Here is a 1,442-nt window from a genome sequence, read left to right as displayed (position 1 = left end):
GGTAACGGCTCACCAAGGCAGCGATGGTTAGGGGCCCTGAGAGGGGGATCCCCCACACTGGTACTGAGACACGGACCAGACTCCTACGGGAGGCAGCAGTGAGGAATATTGGACAATGGGCGGGAGCCTGATCCAGCCATGCCGCGTGCAGGATGACGGCCCTATGGGTTGTAAACTGCTTTTATACGGGAAGAAACGCGCCCACGTGTGGGCGTTTGACGGTACCGTAAGAATAAGGACCGGCTAACTCCGTGCCAGCAGCCGCGGTAATACGGAGGGTCCGAGCGTTATCCGGAATCATTGGGTTTAAAGGGTCCGTAGGCGGGCCTGTAAGTCAGGGGTGAAAGTTTGTGGCTCAACCATAAAATTGCCTTTGATACTGCAGGTCTTGAGTCATGGTGGGGTTGCCGGAACATGTGGTGTAGCGGTGAAATGCATAGATATCACATAGAACACCGATCGCGAAGGCAGGTGACCAACCATGTACTGACGCTGATGGACGAAAGCGTGGGTAGCGAACGGGATTAGATACCCCGGTAGTCCACGCCGTAAACGATGGATACTAGCTGTGGGGACTTCGGTCTCCGTGGCCAAGCGAAAGTGATAAGTATCCCACCTGGGGAGTACGTTCGCAAGAATGAAACTCAAAGGAATTGACGGGGGCCCGCACAAGCGGTGGAGCATGTGGTTTAATTCGATGATACGCGAGGAACCTTACCAGGGCTTAAATGCAGGCTGCATGGGGTAGAGATACCCCTTTCTTCGGACCGCCTGCAAGGTGCTGCATGGTTGTCGTCAGCTCGTGCCGTGAGGTGTCAGGTTAAGTCCTATAACGAGCGCAACCCCTACCGTTAGTTGCCAGCATGTCAAGATGGGGACTCTAACGGGACTGCCGGTGCAAACCGTGAGGAAGGTGGGGACGACGTCAAATCATCACGGCCCTTACGTCCTGGGCTACACACGTGCTACAATGGCCGGTACAGAGGGAAGCCACCCCGCAAGGGGGCGCGGATCTACAAAACCGGTCACAGTTCGGATCGGGGTCTGCAACTCGACCCCGTGAAGCTGGAATCGCTAGTAATCGGATATCAGCCATGATCCGGTGAATACGTTCCCGGGCCTTGTACACACCGCCCGTCAAGCCATGGAAGCCGGGAGTGCCTGAAGTCCGTCACCGAGAGGAGCGGCCTAGGGCAAAATCGGTAACTAGGGCTAAGTCGTAACAAGGTAGCCGTACCGGAAGGTGCGGCTGGAACACCTCCTTTCTAGAGAAAGAGACGTCCGGAAAGACCTTGTCCCGCACGAGATGGATTTATCCCTGCGCTGTCGTTTATGATATGTTACAAATACTGGCAATAGGCCAAGACAGTCTCATAGCTCAGCTGGTTAGAGCGCTACACTGATAATGTAGAGGTCGGCAGTTCGAGTCTGCCTGAGACTAC

The 1,442-nt window shown here is 55.3% G+C and carries 1 tRNA gene and 1 rRNA gene; both read left to right on the top strand.

What is annotated here, in order from left to right:
- Positions 1-1,265: ribosomal RNA gene (locus tag RBB12_RS16105) — 16S ribosomal RNA — on the top strand; the annotation flags it as partial.
- A gap of 102 nt (positions 1,266-1,367) precedes the next feature.
- A tRNA-Ile gene (locus RBB12_RS16100) sits at positions 1,368-1,441 on the top strand.
- The last annotated feature ends 1 nt before the right edge of the window (position 1,442 follow it).

Origin of the sequence: Allomuricauda sp. MMSF_3307, from assembly GCF_030733585.1 — a bacterium.
Classification (GTDB): domain Bacteria; phylum Bacteroidota; class Bacteroidia; order Flavobacteriales; family Flavobacteriaceae; genus Flagellimonas.
The sequence above is the reverse complement of the archived record's forward strand: the minus strand, read 5'-3'. Positions and strand labels throughout refer to the sequence as shown.